16 protein-coding genes and 1 riboswitch are annotated in these 14786 nt (G+C 44.8%); of the genes, 3 read left to right on the top strand and 13 right to left on the bottom strand.

The genetic code is table 11. The features are described from left to right. Positions 1-63 precede the first annotated feature (63 nt). The 3 genes from PO771_RS11260 to yneA all read right to left on the bottom strand — a co-directional run bounded on the left by PO771_RS11260 (position 64) and on the right by yneA (position 1342). Positions 64-708 (bottom strand): YneB family resolvase-like protein, encoded by a 645-nt coding sequence (locus PO771_RS11260; protein WP_272559766.1) that lies wholly within the window; start codon positions 706-708, stop codon positions 64-66. 58 nt (positions 709-766) lie between these two features. Next, a complete protein-coding gene (locus PO771_RS11265; protein WP_272559767.1) occupies positions 767-991 on the bottom strand; it encodes a DUF896 domain-containing protein in 225 nt (74 codons plus the stop codon). A gap of 69 nt (positions 992-1060) precedes the next feature. Next, entirely contained in the window at positions 1061-1342 is a 282-nt protein-coding gene (gene yneA / locus PO771_RS11270; protein ID WP_272559768.1) for a cell division suppressor protein YneA, read from the bottom strand. A 216-nt stretch (positions 1343-1558) separates the two neighbouring features. On the opposite strand from yneA, the gene lexA reads away from it, so the two are divergent. After that, positions 1559-2182, top strand: coding sequence for a transcriptional repressor LexA (gene lexA / locus PO771_RS11275; RefSeq protein ID WP_272559769.1), 624 nt, complete (start codon positions 1559-1561; stop codon positions 2180-2182). A gap of 70 nt (positions 2183-2252) precedes the next feature. Here lexA and PO771_RS11280 read toward each other — a convergent pair whose 3' ends face one another. Beyond that, positions 2253-2741, bottom strand: a complete 489-nt coding sequence (locus PO771_RS11280) for a DUF456 domain-containing protein (RefSeq protein ID WP_272559770.1) — start codon at positions 2739-2741, stop codon at positions 2253-2255. Between the two features lie 184 nt (positions 2742-2925). Then, positions 2926-3029: riboswitch (SAM riboswitch) on the top strand. A gap of 74 nt (positions 3030-3103) precedes the next feature. Here PO771_RS11280 and PO771_RS11285 point away from each other — a divergent pair. After that, positions 3104-3931 carry an alpha/beta hydrolase gene (locus PO771_RS11285; protein ID WP_272559771.1) on the top strand — a complete coding sequence of 276 codons (828 nt, stop codon included), beginning with the start codon at positions 3104-3106 and terminating at the stop codon, positions 3929-3931. Positions 3932-4481: 550 nt separating this feature from the next. On the opposite strand, the gene PO771_RS11290 is transcribed toward PO771_RS11285, so the two are convergent. From PO771_RS11290 to PO771_RS11310, 5 genes are all read right to left on the bottom strand, one after another. After that, a complete protein-coding gene (locus PO771_RS11290; RefSeq protein ID WP_272559772.1) occupies positions 4482-5099 on the bottom strand; it encodes a trimeric intracellular cation channel family protein in 618 nt (205 codons plus the stop codon). Between the two features lie 184 nt (positions 5100-5283). After that, the gene (sstT, locus tag PO771_RS11295) at positions 5284-6522 is read right to left on the bottom strand and encodes a serine/threonine transporter SstT (protein WP_272559773.1); all 1239 of its coding nucleotides are present in this window, start codon (positions 6520-6522) and stop codon (positions 5284-5286) included. 737 nt (positions 6523-7259) lie between these two features. Then, positions 7260-7682 (bottom strand): DUF1259 domain-containing protein, encoded by a 423-nt coding sequence (locus PO771_RS11300; RefSeq protein ID WP_272559774.1) that lies wholly within the window; start codon positions 7680-7682, stop codon positions 7260-7262. Positions 7683-7736: 54 nt separating this feature from the next. Then, complete coding sequence (locus PO771_RS11305) at positions 7737-8156, bottom strand: DUF1259 domain-containing protein (RefSeq protein ID WP_272559775.1); 420 nt, start codon at positions 8154-8156, stop codon at positions 7737-7739. A gap of 315 nt (positions 8157-8471) precedes the next feature. Then, positions 8472-9716 carry a serine hydroxymethyltransferase gene (locus PO771_RS11310; protein ID WP_272559776.1) on the bottom strand — a complete coding sequence of 415 codons (1245 nt, stop codon included), beginning with the start codon at positions 9714-9716 and terminating at the stop codon, positions 8472-8474. 164 nt (positions 9717-9880) lie between these two features. On the opposite strand from PO771_RS11310, the gene pdxR reads away from it, so the two are divergent. Then, positions 9881-11311, top strand: a complete 1431-nt coding sequence (gene pdxR / locus PO771_RS11315; protein ID WP_272559777.1) for a MocR-like pyridoxine biosynthesis transcription factor PdxR — start codon at positions 9881-9883, stop codon at positions 11309-11311. A 38-nt stretch (positions 11312-11349) separates the two neighbouring features. On the opposite strand, the gene PO771_RS11320 is transcribed toward pdxR, so the two are convergent. The 4 genes from PO771_RS11320 to PO771_RS11335 form a co-directional block, all read right to left on the bottom strand. After that, a complete protein-coding gene (locus PO771_RS11320) occupies positions 11350-12540 on the bottom strand; it encodes an acetylornithine transaminase (protein WP_422665004.1) in 1191 nt (396 codons plus the stop codon). A gap of 38 nt (positions 12541-12578) precedes the next feature. After that, a complete protein-coding gene (locus PO771_RS11325; RefSeq protein WP_272559779.1) occupies positions 12579-13322 on the bottom strand; it encodes a YggS family pyridoxal phosphate-dependent enzyme in 744 nt (247 codons plus the stop codon). Between the two features lie 94 nt (positions 13323-13416). Beyond that, a complete protein-coding gene (locus PO771_RS11330; protein ID WP_272559780.1) occupies positions 13417-13953 on the bottom strand; it encodes a pyridoxamine 5'-phosphate oxidase family protein in 537 nt (178 codons plus the stop codon). Positions 13954-14387: 434 nt separating this feature from the next. Then, positions 14388-14702, bottom strand: a complete 315-nt coding sequence (locus tag PO771_RS11335) for a hypothetical protein (RefSeq protein ID WP_272559781.1) — start codon at positions 14700-14702, stop codon at positions 14388-14390. Positions 14703-14786 lie beyond the last annotated feature (84 nt).

A 14786-nucleotide genomic window follows, 5' to 3' on the forward strand; every position in this document is an offset into this window, starting at 1 on the left:
CGTAAAGTTCTCAAACTCTTACTATACAACGAACCCGATCAGAAAGCGAGTCCCGAGGACTGCTTACTCTTCCTGTTCCGCTGCATATTCCCGGTAGCGGCGATGCACCGTAGCACGTGATGCTTCATAACCGAGTCCGCGCAGCACAACCGCAATATCTTCAAAGGTCAATTTTTTCGCTCGCAGACGTACAATCTCCTCAATAGGCAGTTCATTGCGCTTGCGGCCACCTTGGTCGAGATTTTTCAAGTTTTTTTCCGGCCGGAATCCTTCCGCAATTGCCCGCTGCATGCCGCGCGAAATCTTATGATTGATCAGGCGGCGCTGGTATTCTTCAACAATCGCGAGAATTTCAAGCACCATCCCTTCCATCTCGGTGACTTGCAGCTCGCCATCATTATCACATGCGAACACACGCGCTCCAAGCTTACGAATCTGATGCAGAAGTGCAATCTTACTATTGCCGCGCCCAAGCCGTGTCTCATCTTGTACGAGGATCGCTTCCGCTTCTCCATTCGTCAAAAGATCAAGCGCTTCGATCATGCCGGTACGCTCCATCTCGAATCCGCTCGCTTTTTCCTCGATCTCTCGTACAACCTGCCACCCGTGCTGACTCGCATACTGGCGCAGTTCCTCACGCTGTCGCACAAGGCTTGTCTCCTGTTCCTTCCGCTCTGTGCTGACGCGTGCATATATGACAACGTTCATACTATATTCTCCTCATCTACGTATTAAAAAAACCCTCCGGCTAGCAGGAGGGTTTTTGTCAATGCTTCGGCTTGTGCTTCTTCGAAATCGGACCAAGATCTTTCCCGTCTTCATCCACCAGGTGAATCGATTCGAGGTTGACTTGCAAAGATTGGCGTACAGCCTGAATATATTCAGCACGAAGCGCTTTCTGCTCCGCCTTCTCGTTATCCGTAAGGCCTGCCGGCGTTTTCGCTTTAGCCGCCAGTTCGTTAATTCGACGAATTTTCTCTTCCGTTACCATGCGTGAACCCCTCTCATAAAACATGAGTATTATTATAACACAGTTCTAGCATGGAATAAACGTTCGTAATTACGATTCTAGCGGAACGATCAATACGTCCCCTGGATGGATAATAGCACTGCTCAACTGATTCTCTTGCTGTATGTAATACATGAGTTCCTGGGTAGACATATGCGCCTGTTCGTTATAACGTTTCGCAATTTTCCAAAGCGTATCCCCGGCCTGAACGGTAACCTCGATGCCCGCTGGCTTCGTAGACTGGTCGCCCCCGATCGATGCAAATACAAGGCTCGCCGTGCTGCATACACACATTCCGATGATCATTCCGATCCATAATGACTTCCTGCTCATATTCACTTCCCCTTCCCGTATGTCTGCTTCTATGATTGATTATATGCTTGTCCTGTTGTAATAGAACGCCCACCAAAATAAGAACGTTCGTTCTGAAATCATAGTAAACCGAACCTGTGTTCTTGTCAACAAAAATTCGAACTTATGTTTGTATATAGCGAACAATACTGATATAATAGGAACAAAATATACCGTGGGGAATGGAGTTGTAAATCTATGAAAAAGCTTTCCAGCCGCCAGCTTGCCATCCTGGATTACATAAAGCGCGAAGTCAAAGAAAAAGGATATCCGCCTTCTGTCCGTGAGATCGGAGAAGCCGTTGGGCTTGCTTCCAGCTCAACTGTTCACGGTCATCTCGCTCGCCTGGAGAAAAAAGGGCTGATTCGTCGCGATCCGACTAAGCCGCGTGCCATTGAGATTCTAGATGGTGAAAGAGGAGATCTTGAACCAATAGGGATTAAGACTGTCACCGTCCCAGTCCTGGGCAAAGTCACAGCAGGTCTGCCTATTACCGCTGTAGAAAATGTAGAAGAGCATTTTGTTCTACCGGAGAACATGGTAGGAGCGGATACTGTCTATATGCTGCGCATTCAAGGCGAAAGCATGATAGACGCCGGAATTCTCGATGGCGATTACGTAATCGTCCGTCAGCAGCAGGTTGCCAATAATGGAGATATTGTTGTGGCGATGACCGAGGAAGACGAAGCAACTGTGAAGCGCTTCTTTAAAGAAAAAAATCACATCCGCCTTCAACCAGAGAATCAATCCATGGAACCAATTTTACTTCCAGCTGTAACGATTCTTGGCAAAGTTATCGGCGTATACCGCAACATTCACTAAGCCATACAAGAAGAAAGAAGACCCGCTGACTTTTAGTAGCCAGTGGGTCTTCTTTCTTCTTATATACGCGTTATAACACAACGATCAGGAACCAGATAATCATAACCAGTTGAATGATAATTTTTGCAACGGTGCTGCTTAAAAATCCGAGTACCGTTCCAGTCGCAATTCGCATTGCCAAGGCCCCTTTTCCTCGTACCACCTCAAGGCCCCAGACCGCAAGAAACGGACCAACCAAAATCGCAAATGGCCCCAGAAAAGCCCCGAGAAGCAGCGGTCCAGCCAATAGGCCGACCGTAGCCACGATCATGGACCATTTATCTCCCCCATACTTTTTCAGAAAATACGCGTTCGATAGCAAATCTGCCCCGATCAATAAAGCTGTCAGTACGGTCATCGGAACCCAGAACGTCCACGTTAACGGTACATGACCGAGCGCAAATTTGTATGTTAAAAATCCAATCCACACAAGCAGTGCATCAGGAATGATCGGGATTATAACACCCGCCAGGCTTAACAAAAATAACACGCCGATTCCTGTCCAAATTATCGCATCCACAGCCATCCCTCCTTTTTTTATCTTATCATGTTTTTATTTGGTATATGTTTATGTACGCAGTATTTTAGTACAATTAATTCATAGTATATAAATAAGAATTGTTTATATTAATCCTTGACGCCCGATTCCGCTTTTATATATACTAATCATAACGATATCGGTTGAACTTTATATGGTGATCCATTTCTTATCAAGAGCGGCGGAGGGAATAGGCCCGATGAAGCCCGGCAACCAGCAATTCTGCAAGGTGCCACATCCTACAGAACGAGTGGTTCTGACAGATGAGGAAGCGGACTTTTGCATTCACTTGTCCCTTTTCTCCGTACAGAATAGGGATTTTTTTATTTCAGGAGGCGACAATTATGGAACGAGTCATTCACATTTCCTACGATAAAATTGAATTAGCGGCCACTGTTCATTATCCAGCGCCCCACACACGCTGCGACCCGAATAAACGCTGGCCCGCGATTATTATTTGTCACGGATTCGTCGGTAGCCGAATCGGTCAGAACAGACTGTTCGTAGAGGCTGCACGTCGATTTGCTGAAGAAGGCTATTTCGTGCTCCGGTTTGATTATGCCGGATGTGGGGAAAGCGGCGGGAAATATGGCGACAATACAATGGAATCATTCATTGCCCAAACACGCCACGTACTCGACTATGTACGAAGTATCGATTGTGTCGACGCCTCGCGCATTACCTTGCTTGGACACAGTCTGGGCGGTGCCGTTGCTCGTCTGACAGCTAATCGCGATTCGCGCGTATCTTCTTTAATTTTATGGGCGCCAGTTGCACATCCATTTTATGATATTGTCCGCATTGTCGGCCGTGATGCATATGAAGAAGCCGAACAAACAGGCACGACGGATCATCTCGGATATGCCCTCCGCCCTGCATTTTTTCATTCACTTGCTCATGTGCAGCCATTAGCTGATACGGCGTCTGTATTTTATGGAGATGTATTTGTCGCACACGGCACAAATGATACAGACATTCCGTGCGATTATTGCGGCTTGTATCGTGAATCGCTGCGGCGACGCGCGGCTGGACGGTGTGACACAAAGCTAATTGACGGAGCGGACCATGTCTTCGCCTCTCTTGCTGGACGACGCGAATTATTCTCAGCTACTTCCGACTGGCTTGCGCAAGTTGAAGCGCAAAAAAGTGAATGGAGCGACTGGACGATCTAGCCTCTTTTTGTAGAATCAACAAGGGTTGGTGAGAGGGAGTAGGAGAAGGAAGGAGCTCTCGCTTCGGTACACTTGCACGGAAGTGGGGACTGTCCGCTCCGGGAGACCGACGAACGTGCCCGCAAAGAAAGGACTACGATGTTGATTCATCGAAGAATTGCGGGCAAAGGCTCGTTCGCCGCTCTCCCTCCGCTGTGTAGGCGCATACAGGCGCTCTTTCTCCTTCCTTCTCCCACTCCCCGCACAACGTTTTGATTTACAAAAAACTCTCTTCGCCAGAATGGATTTGCTCGGGTAGCCACTGTCTTTTCGAAAGCCTGCTTCCTTTATTTTTTACCTGCATAGCAAAGCTCAGCTTCTTGATATTGCTTGATGATGTTTCCCCAAAGTATGCTAGGAGCGGACAGCCCCTACTTCGTAGCGAAGTGACGAGGCCCTACCCGATCCCGGCTCCTCCACCACACTTTGGCGAAACCCTCCACCAAGAAAAACAAGGCTGTCCCGTTCGCCATCTTCTGACTTTCGGGACAGCCTATTTCTTATGACGATATTAGATCAAACCTTTCTGCAAACCACGGCGCGGCAAGCGCCATTTATAGAAAACAGACAACATACGCAGAACCGTAATGAGCGCACACAGCCCATACAACTGTATCGGATTGGAATGGGAAATGATCCCCGTTCCGATGAGAAGTCCGGCAAGAATCGCCCACAATGCATAAATCTCATCGCGCAGCACCATCGGCCTACGTCCAGCCAGCACATCGCGAATCATACCGCCACCGATTCCGGTCATAACGGCCGCTACCATAACCGCACTTAGCGGACGACCCAACTGTGTTGCATACAACGCCCCCTGTACGGCAAACGCTGCCAGTCCAATTGCATCCAGCAGCTGTTCCCAGCGCTTCCAATATCGAATTAGCGCAACCGGCAGGCAGAAACAAATTGCCATCGCAATGGTCGCCGTCCACAGAAGGGGTCCCTGCTCCCATAAGGTCGGAACCGGAATGCCGATAAAAATATTGCGCAGCACTCCACCGCCAAACGCCGTGGCCATTCCAAGGACGAATACGCCATATATATCATATTCCTCCTCCATGGCTACGACTGCACCACTCAATGCGAACGCAATTGTCCCAATCACGTTCAGGATATCCCATGTCATGACTGCTCCCCCTGTATTTCTTGTGTTGTTTTATCTTTTTACAGCGTATCAAGAATCTGAAAAAAAAGAAAGAGAAGTTCATCCGCTTCTCATGTAGTGATTAATCATCCAGATAATAAAAAACTACACCTCCAATTGTTAGTCGCTTCTAACAATTAGGGTGTAGTTCAATCAGATTTCTTCTTTATGCTACTTTGTTGATATTTATTTCTTTTCCTTCTTTACGCCGCTCTTTAAATTCAGCTGTTGCTGTGAAAAGTACGTCTGTAGATGAGTTAAGCGCTGTTTCACAAGAGTCTTGTAAAACACCGATGATAAAGCCTACTCCAACTACCTGCATAGCAACATCAGCTGGGATTCCAAATAAGCTGCATGCTAGAGGAATCAGTAACAAAGATCCACCAGCAACCCCTGAAGCACCACAAGCACATATAGCTGATAGTACGCTGAGGATGATGGCTGTAGGAATGTCCACCTGAATACCAAGTGTATGAACCGCCGCAAGTGTCAAAACAGAAATTGTAACAGCGGCACCACCCATATTAATGGTTGCACCTAATGGAATGGATACGGAATAACTATCCTTATCCAAACCCAGATTTTCACATAATTTCATATTTACAGGAATATTTGCAGCTGAGCTGCGTGTAAAGAATGCTGTAATACCGCTTTCCTTTAAGCACTTAAAAACAAGCGGGAACGGGTTTTTACGTATAGCTACGAACACAATGATTGGATTGACAACAAGCGCTACGAAGAACATACAACCAATCAAAACAGCAAGTAATCTCCCATAGCCTAGTAACGACTCAATTCCATTTTTAGTAATAGACTCAAATACTAGACCCATGATTCCTAATGGTGCAAACTTAATCACCCATGTAACCATTTTGGATACAGCATCTGAAAAATTAGAAATCATCGTTTTTGTCGTATCAGAAGCATTTCGTAAAGCCAAACCAAGGAGTACCGCCCAAGCTAAAATACCGATATAGTTCGCATTATAAATGGCCTTAACTGGGTTATCAACAACGTTTAGCAGTAATGTTTTGAGAACCTCTACAACACCATCAGGAGCCGTCACACCCTCAGCACCCTTTGCAAGTGTTAAGCTTACAGGAAAAATAAAACTCATAATAACGGCGATTAATCCAGCTAAAAAGGTTCCTAAAAGATATAGGAAGATAATGGACTTCATATTCGTTTGGTGTCCACTCTTATGTTGAGCGATGGCTGACATAACCAAGAAGAGTACCAACACAGGTGCGATTGCTTTCAAAGCACCTACAAATAAAGTGCCTAAAATTACAATAGGTTTTGCTGTTCCGGGGATCGTTACAGCCAGGATAATACCAATAATCAAACCTACAATTATTTGTTTTACCAGGCCCAATTGACCCCACTTTTTCAGTATACTTTTCATCGATGTTCCCCCACTACTTTAAGATAAAACTGTAATATTGCTACTATCGAGCTATCCATTTCTCATAACCCTGCGATAGAGTTACGTCTATTACAAATAGATCGTTCGAATATATAGGTGACTTTTATTAGATATGTACCAACCTTACTCCTAGGGTTTGGCTTTGATTTTCTCCTTTGGTTCTCTTTTATAGTCTCTCCAAAGGTTCATCTAATAGAGGCCAGCCTCATCATATTCCACCCCATAAAGACAACTGTCTTTATGACAAATATTATTATAATGATTTTTTCGATATATTACAACATTATTATATTTATCGATAAAGTTTTAAGTATTAAAATATTCACATAAATCATGAAGAGAAAACAATATGTATCGATAATCTCTTCGCGAGCGATTACTATTTCAAAAGAATTTATAGCTTTCAAAAACAAGGGGTTCTATGGATTTATGTACATATACATGAGACCTGCCTTCATAACTAAAAGAAAAAGCAGTGCTTTACTTACTCAAAAACACTACCCGTTTTCTTACTCAAACTTATTTTATGATAAAACCTTTACCACATTAAATGGCTGAAACAGTTTTGGAAAGTTTGACGACAATCTTGAAAATTCCCGTTATCATGACTGAGCGAAAAAGACTTGTCCTTGCTTTGACAGTATTACTCATTGCCAAAAAGAAAAAGACCCGTCAGCGACGGGGAATACCTTTCATGTTAGTACGATTCCTCATAACTAACCTAAGAAGGCAATAGAACGTTTTACTTTCCTTGCAAATGCAACAGGATTATCGATCGACTCCCAGTGAATATACATAAGACGTGGATTCTCAAACAGCCAGTGATTATGGACTGCTGTTACTTTGATCCCGTTCTTGCGAAGATTTGACAGCAATCGATTTACTTGGTTCTGGAAGAGGGCCGTTTCCCCTAAACACAGTGCGCGACCTGAACTGTCCAGTGATTCAAACGAGAACAGTTGATAACGAACCAATGGAGATGTGGTGCGTCTTCCTAAAATCGCGGCGTTAAATTTCCTATTTCTAGTAACAAAACAAACTGGACCTTTTGTAATTTCATGCTCTGTTCCACCTAAAATGGTTGAAAATTGGTTACATAGTCTTCTAAAACGAGGACTTGCTTTCACGTGTCCCTCCATACGAAATCATCCTTTCGGAATAAGATAATAATACAGCTTCACAGCTCCACTGCATTAACCCAAGAATGCAATGGACTCTTTGGTCTTTCTAGCAAACACAACAGGATTCTCAATGGCTTCCCAGTGCATATACATTAAACGGGGGTTTTCTTTTAGCCAGTGATTATGAAGCGCAGTCACTTTTATCCCACGTTTACGAAGATTCGACATCAATCGATTAACTTGATTTTGATGTACGGCAGTCTCGCCCAAACAAAGCGCACGGCCCGACTTATCAAGGGATTCAAATGAAAACATTTGCATTTGAACCAAAGGGGAGCGTGTTCTTCTTCTCAGGATCGTCTCCTTTAAATTCGTCATTCGCGTGACAAAACAAACCGGACCTTCATCAACTTCCGATGCACCACCTAGGATTTTTCCAAATTGCATACAAAGTCTTTTGAATTGTGGGCTAACCTTCACTTTTTCTGCCATATAAATCCTCCTTTACTCATTTTCAAAATATCTTATGATCAAAGAAGCAAAGTGCATTGGACGAAACACTAGTGATACGACAGTAAAAATAAGTTGTAGCTTTCAACCATTCACGCACTTACCCCAGTGCTACCAATGCGATTTCGTCGTTTACGGCCTCCACTACCCATCTGAATGTTATTTGAGGCGTTCAAGGTCTCCCCTTTCCTCTAAAATCCTATACCCTTATCAAAAAAAAAGCCGAGCGAAAATCAGGGCAAATACCTGAATCTCGTCGGCTTAGTGGTAAATGAAACGAATTTACGTGCTATCAGACTAGTAAAGCCCTCTATATAAAGGAAATTGGGACGTAATCTCACGTACACTTCCCAATATTTGATCTTTAACCGTCGAACTCCGGGGATTTTTAAAGGCAATCCCAATAAGCCGGGCAATTTCTTTCATTTCCTTGGGTCCTAATCCTCTAGATGTCATAGCAGGGGTCCCAAAACGAATGCCACTCGTTACTAACGGGCTTGCCGTATCATGAGGAATAGCATTTTTATTAGCCGTAATCCCCACTTCATCGAGTATTGTTTCAGCTTCTTTGCCCGTAAGTCCAATCGGGCGCAAATCAACCAATACAATATGATTATCTGTTCCTCCCGATACAACGGTTAACCCTTCACTCATTAGTGTTTCCGCCAATACGTTAGCATTTTCAAGAGTTTTTTTCATATACGTTTTGAAATCCGGTTGCAATGCCTCGCCTAGCGCAACCGCTTTTGCCGCGATGACATGCATGAGCGGGCCGCCTTGTGACCCAGGGAATATCGCTTTATCAATGGCTTGCGCCCATGGTTCACGGCACATGATGACACCGCCTCTTGGTCCTCGCAACGTTTTATGCGTTGTCGTCGTAACAAAGTGCGCGTGCGGCACCGGGTTAGGATGCAAACCTGCCGCGACAATTCCTGCAATATGTGCCATATCCACAAAGAAAATGGCCCCAACTTCGGCCGCAATTTGGGCGAACAACTCAAATTCGATCGTTCGTGGATAGGCGCTGGCGCCAGCAACGATCATGTGCGGAAGATGCTTATGAGCGAGCTTTCGCACTTGGTCAAAGTCAATGCGCCCCGTTTGTTCATCGACACCATAAGGCACAAAATTGTAAAGTCTTCCGGAAAAATTCACCGGACTCCCGTGTGTAAGATGGCCGCCATGTGATAAATTCATGCCCAGAATCGTGTCACCAGGCTTGACTGAAGCAAAATAGACTGCCATATTCGCCTGTGCGCCGGAGTGAGGCTGCACATTGACATGTTCAGCACCAAAAAGCTCTTTGGCACGGTGAATGGCAAGCTCCTCGATCATATCGACATACTCACATCCGCCATAATATCTTCTTCCCGGATACCCTTCAGCGTATTTGTTAGTCAGTACCGTACCCGTAGCTTCCATAACAGCCCGGCTTACAAAATTCTCCGATGCAATCAGTTCTATTTTATCCCGCTGCCGTGTAAGTTCTTGCCGAATAGCGTTGGCCACTGCTTTGTCTTGTTGTTCCAAATATTTCATGAACATCTTCCTTTCTGTCTGCATATTTCGTTTGTCACATTCTGTCGTGTTGCAAAAGCAACGATTGCCATGATAATATACCAATTAATGGATTGTTATTAAATATCCATAAATCAGAAGTTAGAGCAATCCATAATCACGGTAGAAACACTCGAGGTGAATGAATGCTAAAAGTAAACCGAGATGACAAACGTCCCATCTGGCAGCAACTTCTGGACCAAGCGATCCATAATATTACAACCGGAAAATGGCCGCCAGGCGAATTGCTGCTCCCATCCCGCGAACTCGCTCTATTGATTGGCGTTTCCCGCTCAACCATACAGATTGTTTACGAGGAGTTATTCAGCCGCGGGTACACCGTAACCTCTCGTCGCGGCGGGACAAGAGTTAGCGAATGTACATATGCGACTCGTCCTTCAGAGGATGCTACGACCCAAGGACTTGTCCCCCCCGAATTGCCTTTATTAAACGCTGCAGTCGGTCATTTGCACAGTTGGTTCGGAGACAAAGAAAATCGAAAAATAGAGATCGATTTCAGTCCCCATGAGCCTTATTTGGACGAACGTTTTCAAAAAAATTGGCGACAATCGTTTTTACAAGCCTCCACAGAAACGGACTTGGACAGTTGGGCTTACGGCGATGCCTATGGATTCCTGCCGCTACGAAAACAGATTCAACGTTATTTGTCACTTGAACGGGGCGTTCATGTGAGTATCGATCAAATCATATTAACCTCAGGCGCACAACATAGCCTCGATTTGATCGCCCAAGCTCTTTTACATGAAGGAGAAACGGTTTCGGTTGAAGATCCCGGCTTCCCTGCTGCCTGGATGGCGATGAAGTATCGACGTATGCAAGTTGTTCCCGTTCCGGTCGATGAGTACGGGCTATGCGTAGACCGCATTCACCCTCAATCCAAACTTGTGTTTGTTACGCCATCGCACCAGTGTGCGGTTGGAGTTATTATGTCGGAACCTCGCAGGCAACAATTGTTGCACATGGCTGCTGAGCAGCGGTTCTGGATTGTTGAGGATGATTACGACAGCGAATTTCGATATCGCGGTGACCCACTTCCAACCTTGTTCAGTCAGCGACCTCAGAACACGTTGTATATGATGAGTTTTTCCAAAATGGTTGCGCCTGGTATTCGGATATCAGCAATCATTGGTCCAAAAGAGGCCATTCGTCAGCTTGCCCAAGTCCAAGAATTAACCTATCGTCATCTTCCAATTATGGAGCAATTAACGCTTACTCATTTTATCGAACACGGTCATTTTATGCGCCATATGAGACGAGTTCGAAATGTATATCGGCGCAGACACGAAGCCATGACGAAGGCTATTATCATGACAAGTCTGAGCGAACACTTCACACTAAGCGGCGTAGAAACGGGGTTACATATGCTTCTTGAGGCTGATAAATCGTTTGACGAAGAAGCCGTGACGCACCTAGCGCTCGAAAAAGGCATCCGTGTTTATCCGCTTAGCACATATTGTTTGGAAAGCGATCGTAAAGGATGGGTACTGGGGTTTGCTAAAGTAGATGAAACTGCCATTGAAGAAGGCATTTATCGTCTGGCGGGGATGCTTTTATAGTACAAGTATCCCCGTCCGAGTTTGCCCTTGATTGCAGCTCAATTCGTGCTGCCATCCAGTTCCCTCAGCACATGACCTAGTATGTCGATCGCCTGATCTATTTCATCGTTGGTTACGTATAAGCTTGGCATAAACCGGATGACGTGGGTTCCTCCCGGCAAGACAAGCAGTCCGTTCTGATGTAATTTCTGAATAATTGGCGCAACAGGTTCCGTAAACTCAATGCCAATGAGCAATCCTAACCCTCGAACGGTACGAATGACAGGATAAGTTTTTAAATCATTTCCCAGCTTGTCTAGGGCATACATCCCCGCTTTTTTTGCTCGTTCAAACAATCCGTCCTCCATCAACATTTCAATGGTCGCAAGCCCGGCTGCCGTGGGAAGAGGTGAACCGCCAAACGTGGAAGCATGGCTACCGACTGAAAAGGCATCCCTAAGTTTTTCCTTTCCCATCATGGCCCCGATTGGCAAACCGCTAGCTAATCCCTTAGCCAGCGTGATGATATCCGGTTCGATCCCATAATGCTCATAGGCAAACATACTCCCCGTTCTCCCTATTCCGGTTTGCACTTCATCGACAATCAGGAGAATTCCTTTTCCCTTGCATAACGTAGCTAGATCAAGCACGAATTTTGGTTCGGCAAGATGAACACCGCTCTCTCCCTGTACCAGCTCCAGCATGATAGCAGCTGTTTTCTGCGTGATCCTGCTTCTTACACTCTGAATATCATTAAAGCGCGCATGCACAAACCCTTCCGGAAGCGGAAGACAACCATCCTTGACCTTCTCTTGTCCCGTAGCTGTCAAGGTAGCGAGTGTACGACCATGGAACGATTGTTCAAACGTAATGATCTCGTATCGTTCATTCCCCAGCACACGTTGGTGATACCTGCGAGCACATTTGATGGCTGCTTCGTTTGCTTCGGCGCCGCTATTACAGAAAAAAACGAGATCAGCACAGCTGATTGTCACAAGTTTTTCGGCAAGCTCTTCCTGCGTCGGGATATGAAACAAATTGGATACATGCCATACTTGCTCTAGTTGTTCCTGAATTCGCATCTTTACCCTTTCTGGGACGTGACCCAGATTACAAACGGCGAGGCCAGTCATAAAGTCCAAATACGATTTCCCTTCATCATCCCACAGTGTCGTTTTATTTCCTTTCACCAGTGTGAGCGGGAATTTGTTGTAGGTTGGGAATAAATAACTTCTCTCCAATATAACCACCACTTTCTGGCACGCTACGCGCCTGATCTATCTCTCTCCTAATCGTCCTGGCGCGCGTTTTCGTTCCAGTAGTAGCTGTCCGGCAAGTAACGTGGACCAAATACACTTGTCCCTACGCGGATGATGGTAGCTCCTTCTTCGATGGCCACCTCGAAATCACCGGACATGCCCATCGAAAGGATATCCATTTCTACACGCGGAAACTTTTTCTCCCTAATCTGTGTTTGAATACATTTTAATAATCGGAAGCAGTGCCGGGTCTCGTCGTTTGTAGCATTCAGTTTTCCAATCGTCATTAAGCCTTTCACGTTTAACGTTTCGAACTGGGACAATTGTTCCACCAACTCCAGCGCCGTTTCCGGAGAAGCGCCAAATTTGCTTTCTTCGTAGGACGTGTTGATTTGTACCAGAATATCCATGGTCTTGTTCTCTTTGACGAGCTGATGGTGCAGAGCCTGCCCCAACTTCAAACGATCCACAGAATGAATGAGCGTAACATATTTGACAACGTCCTTCACTTTATTCGTTTGCAGATGTCCGATAAAATGCCATTCCACTTGATTATATTGCTGCATAAGTGGAAATTTCCCCCGCAGTTCTTGCGCTTTGTTTTCCCCAAATAGAGTCTCACCCGCTTGTATAGCCATTTGTAATTTTTCGAGCGGTACGGTTTTGGTCGCCAACAATAATTTCACGTCCTCTATCTTGCGCCCTGAGGCTTGGCAAGCCAACTCCATCTGCTGTCTCACAGTTTTGAGATTCTCTGCGACTAGATGTCCCATGTCTCCTACCCTCCAGAGGAAATAATGCAAATGCTGCCGCATAAGTAACGGCAGCATTCATTTTTTAAATTCGATAATTTCAGAGAGACTCTACTTACACGGTTTTTCCAGGTTTGAACATTTTTTCTTCTTCAATCGGATTTTCTTTCGCAGTGATATGATATGGATCAATTCGGTACACCTGAACCGGACCACCGAATACTGCTGATCGATATTTATCTACGTGCTGCTGGGGTAACGGCCGATTATAGTAACCAGGGACATACTTATAAATCATTTCTTGCAACATGTGTGTAGCTTCATCCAGATCGACGATGGGCTGTGCCTTGCCAAAAATCATTACACTCATATATGCTGTGTCCGTCTTGGCTGGCACCGGATCAGTAATCGTTCCATATTCTTCACAAACCGTAAAACAGACCTCCGGATTCGCATCCATAACCTGATTTCGTCTCCCACCGGTGGCTCCATGGAAATAAAGCTTCCCATTTGTCCAAACAAAATTGAGCGGAACAACATACGGCAGATGACCATCGACCATTCCAAGATGTCCAATTCGAGCTCGCCGCAGAAATGTCTCAATCTTGCTCTTGTCCAACACTTCTCTTATCTTGTAACGCACTCCATCCATTGTTATCACTCCTATTGTATTGAAGTATTATTATGGAAGTTTATCAGCCATTGGAATGAAGATAAATGTCCATAATTACAGAAATATACCAATCCATATTTGACACTAAGTAATGCTCCCCTAAGTCAGAACTTATGATCAGCGCATACGTATTTTGTCTGTTCCATTTTCACAGTCAATGACGTGAGCACTTGCGTGTCGGGTACCGTCATGCCTGTGAAGTCTATATCGTACACATTGATTGGCTACAAGTCTTACAGATAGAAGAGCTTTTTTTTCCTGCTAAAAGAAAAAGCACGGATGAAACCAGGTGTTATAGCCTGCTTTTATCCATGCTCCAGGGAACAATCTTATCTTTCTGGGAAAAATTATTTTTTTCCTATTTACTGATTTTATTTTACGGATACATAGTAAAGAAATGAACATGACCTATCCTACAGAAGCACATCGATTTTTACTATAACCTCCTCAAGTATTCTTTTCTTGTTGTTCAATACTTGCGTCTCCTTCAACTCATTTAGTATTTTAACAACTTCATTTTTCGAGGGAGCATGGATAATTTTTTTCTGCTCTTTTCCATAAGGAAAGTACGGACTTGTATCTACCATCTGTTTCAAAGCATGTATAATCGTAGTTCTATGTCTATCTTCTAAATGAATCCATCTCATGATATCATCCCAAGTCGGTTTAGATACGGCAAAAAGGTCATCCCAACCTTCTGTTACAGGAAAACGTACATGTTTTTCCATCCATGAAATAACTTTATTAGAACGGAAATGACAGAGATTTCTCGCGACGTCTGCGTTTGTGTGACCTTCTAGATACGAATATAC

Origin of the sequence: Aneurinibacillus uraniidurans (genome assembly GCF_028471905.1) — a bacterium.
In the GTDB taxonomy this organism is placed as follows: domain Bacteria; phylum Bacillota; class Bacilli; order Aneurinibacillales; family Aneurinibacillaceae; genus Aneurinibacillus; species Aneurinibacillus uraniidurans.

What these genes read in the sequence shown, in the direction of transcription:
- PO771_RS11260 (WP_272559766.1), bottom strand. Translation starts at nt 708, where the DNA reads ATGAACGTTGTCATATATGCACGCGTCAGCACAGAGCGGAAGGAACAG.
- PO771_RS11265 (WP_272559767.1), bottom strand. Translation starts at nt 991, where the DNA reads ATGGTAACGGAAGAGAAAATTCGTCGAATTAACGAACTGGCGGCTAAA.
- yneA (WP_272559768.1), bottom strand. Translation starts at nt 1,342, where the DNA reads ATGAGCAGGAAGTCATTATGGATCGGAATGATCATCGGAATGTGTGTA.
- lexA (WP_272559769.1), top strand. Translation starts at nt 1,559, where the DNA reads ATGAAAAAGCTTTCCAGCCGCCAGCTTGCCATCCTGGATTACATAAAG.
- PO771_RS11285 (WP_272559771.1), top strand. Translation starts at nt 3,104, where the DNA reads ATGGAACGAGTCATTCACATTTCCTACGATAAAATTGAATTAGCGGCC.
- PO771_RS11290 (WP_272559772.1), bottom strand. Translation starts at nt 5,099, where the DNA reads ATGACATGGGATATCCTGAACGTGATTGGGACAATTGCGTTCGCATTG.
- sstT (WP_272559773.1), bottom strand. Translation starts at nt 6,522, where the DNA reads ATGAAAAGTATACTGAAAAAGTGGGGTCAATTGGGCCTGGTAAAACAA.
- PO771_RS11300 (WP_272559774.1), bottom strand. Translation starts at nt 7,682, where the DNA reads ATGGAGGGACACGTGAAAGCAAGTCCTCGTTTTAGAAGACTATGTAAC.
- PO771_RS11305 (WP_272559775.1), bottom strand. Translation starts at nt 8,156, where the DNA reads ATGGCAGAAAAAGTGAAGGTTAGCCCACAATTCAAAAGACTTTGTATG.
- PO771_RS11310 (WP_272559776.1), bottom strand. Translation starts at nt 9,716, where the DNA reads ATGAAATATTTGGAACAACAAGACAAAGCAGTGGCCAACGCTATTCGG.
- pdxR (WP_272559777.1), top strand. Translation starts at nt 9,881, where the DNA reads ATGCTAAAAGTAAACCGAGATGACAAACGTCCCATCTGGCAGCAACTT.
- PO771_RS11325 (WP_272559779.1), bottom strand. Translation starts at nt 13,322, where the DNA reads ATGGGACATCTAGTCGCAGAGAATCTCAAAACTGTGAGACAGCAGATG.
- PO771_RS11330 (WP_272559780.1), bottom strand. Translation starts at nt 13,953, where the DNA reads ATGGATGGAGTGCGTTACAAGATAAGAGAAGTGTTGGACAAGAGCAAG.
- PO771_RS11335 (WP_272559781.1), bottom strand. Translation starts at nt 14,702, where the DNA reads ATGGAAAAACATGTACGTTTTCCTGTAACAGAAGGTTGGGATGACCTT.